The 2,412-nt window shown below is 38.7% G+C and carries 3 protein-coding genes; 2 read left to right on the top strand and 1 reads right to left on the bottom strand.

Annotated features, from left to right (window positions below):
* Positions 1-541: 541 nt before the first annotated feature.
* Complete coding sequence (locus ABRT01_RS18140) at positions 542-985, top strand: HTH domain-containing protein (protein WP_269409550.1); 444 nt, start codon at positions 542-544, stop codon at positions 983-985.
* Positions 986-1,005: 20 nt separating this feature from the next.
* On the top strand, positions 1,006-1,914 hold the full coding sequence (locus tag ABRT01_RS18135; protein WP_367749167.1) for an IS3 family transposase: 909 nt from the start codon (positions 1,006-1,008) through the stop codon (positions 1,912-1,914).
* On the opposite strand, the gene ABRT01_RS18130 is transcribed toward ABRT01_RS18135, so the two are convergent.
* Positions 1,838-2,281 (bottom strand): hypothetical protein, encoded by a 444-nt coding sequence (locus ABRT01_RS18130; protein ID WP_367749164.1) that lies wholly within the window; start codon positions 2,279-2,281, stop codon positions 1,838-1,840. The two genes, ABRT01_RS18135 and ABRT01_RS18130, sit on opposite strands and share 77 nt — an antisense overlap.
* Between the last annotated feature and the right edge of the window lie 131 nt (positions 2,282-2,412).

Below are 2,412 nucleotides of genomic sequence, written 5' to 3'. Positions count from 1 at the left end.
TAAACTGAACCCTATAAAACAGACACGGATAAAAAACTACTTATCCGTTCCGTTTTATAGGGTTCTTTGTCGTATACTTATTTTATGAGTATTGCGACCAGTTTGAGCCAGCAGTGCGGACTTTTGATCCACTGAATGCGGATGTTTGAGCCAATAACTGTGGAAAGGAGAGACACGGCCACATAACTAGCATAAATACTATAGTCCGCCACCATTGACTTAACTTTTGTCCGTGTTGAGGAATAATCGCAGGTCTGTCATAAATAATGCCAAATAGGCACACCTGCTCAAATATGATAACACGGACAAACCGATTCTAAGCATTTGCTGGCGGGGCCCCCGACCCCTTCCATCAAATGCAAAGAATCGGGCGTTACAGTCAATGGCAAGCAGCTTTCGCTGTGGCTCTGAATCTCTTCTTAAAAGAGTGGTTTTCCATTAGGGGGCTCCATTTTCTGCAACCTATGGCTCAAAACTATGCATAAATGGTTCATTTCATCTGAATAATCATTTTAAAATATTATAAGTGGGAGTTGATCACATGGGTGTGCATTATTTTTCGGATAAACAGATAGAAGAACTAAAAAGGAATCCTTATGTGGATAAGGTCTCTAACAAAGCTATTACCTATTCTGAAGCCTATAAGCGACATTTCATGCATGAATTAGATCAAGGGAAATTTCCTACACAAATCTTTAGAGAAGCAGGGTTTGATACACAAGTGATAGGGAAAGAAAGAATCAAGAGTTTCTCTCGCAGGATACGAAAAATGGCGGATAGAACAGAAGGTTTTACGGATTTACGTACGCAACATTCTGGGCGCCGTCAAACGAAAGAACGCACACCTGATGAAGAAATCGCCTATCTCAAACATAAAGTCGCTTTGCAAAAACAACAAATTGATGCTTTAAAAAAAATGAATTTTATCCATCGCAAAGCAGCCAAAGCTTTGCCCAAGAAAAATATCAACTCATCCAAACATTAACGGAAAGAGATCATAACCTCTTGAATATCAGGTGGTTATGTGAGATTGCTCAGGTTTCTCGTTCAGGTTATTATGCATGGCTTAAGCAGGAAGAGAAGCGTAAGGAGCGTGAGAAACAAGATCGCACTGATTTTGAATTGATTCTAGAAGTCTATCAATATCGCGGATATGCAAAGGGATCAAGAAGCATTTATATGCGCTTTCTTCAAACAGGAATCGTCATGAACCGCAAGAAGATTCAACGACTGATGAATAAATATAATCTCATATGTCCGATTAGGAAACCTAATCCTTACAAACGAATGGCAAAAGCCAGGCAAGAACATGCAACGAAGCCTAATCATTTAAATCGTCAATTTAAAGCTCATGGTCCCAAAACGGTCTTGCTTACGGATATTACCTATCTCTACTTTGGACGAGGTCAGAAAGCCTATTTATCTACCATAAAAGATGCGTTTACCAATCAAATTCTTTCTTATGCACTTAGTGAATCGTTAGAAGTGGATTTTGTTTTGGAAATGATTGAATACTTAATTGAACATCATGCGATTCCTAAAAAACAGAAAACCCTGATCCATTCCGACCAGGGCGTACACTACACTAGTATGCAATTTCAATCGCTACTGAATGATAAAGAATTACGGCAATCCATGTCACGCCGAGGGAATTGTTGGGACAATGCACCGCAAGAATCTTTCTTTGGTCACATGAAAGATGATTTAGGGAATCTTGGCTACATAATTACTTTTTCGGATCTTTCTATCAAAATTGATGACTATATGGATTACTACAACAACGAACGCTATCAATGGGGTCTCGCAAAGTTATCCCCCAATCAATATGCAGAATTCATTAAAACGGGAGTGTATCCTCTGGCTCATCTTGTGAAGACACCTGATCTTCCCGTTGTTGTTCCTCTAAAAGACTAATTGCTTGTTGGAATCGTGTCTCGTATTTTTCTTGTAGTTCGGTCCATTTCTCTGGTAGAAAGACTTCCTCCTCATAAAAATCAGGGTCTATTCGAGCTTTCACATATAGATCATACTCTAATTCGATGGATGGATACTTTAATATCCATTTTAATTGATCAATAAGATATGATTCGGATAGCATTTGATCGGCAACTTTTCGATAGGCTAGAAAATATTGCCATTGTTCCTTTTCTGTGAGAGATTCAAAATATCTTACCATCCAATTAGGGAAAATTCGTAACGCATGTTCATCTTGAAAAACAGAAAACTCTAATGCTTCCAAACTTGATAAACAATGTCTCTTCATATTTTTAGTGGATGACAAAAGCACACGCTCTTAGTTTTGAGCGTATGCTTGGACTTGCCACCGCTCCTCCTATGAAGCAAGCATAAGAGGAACAAGCAAAAAAAGTTAGTGGTTTTTTTCAAAGTGTCCTTGACAAGGGGTCCACTTTA

This window comes from Lentibacillus sp. L22 (genome assembly GCF_040812445.1).
Taxonomy (GTDB): Bacteria; Bacillota; Bacilli; order Bacillales; family Amphibacillaceae; genus Lentibacillus_C; species Lentibacillus_C daqui.
This window is presented reverse-complemented; position numbering and strand designations above follow the sequence as displayed.

Excerpts from the sequence above, each read along its gene's own strand:
- ABRT01_RS18140 (WP_269409550.1), top strand. The coding sequence starts at position 542 with ATGGGTGTGCATTATTTTTCGGATAAACAGATAGAAGAACTAAAAAGG.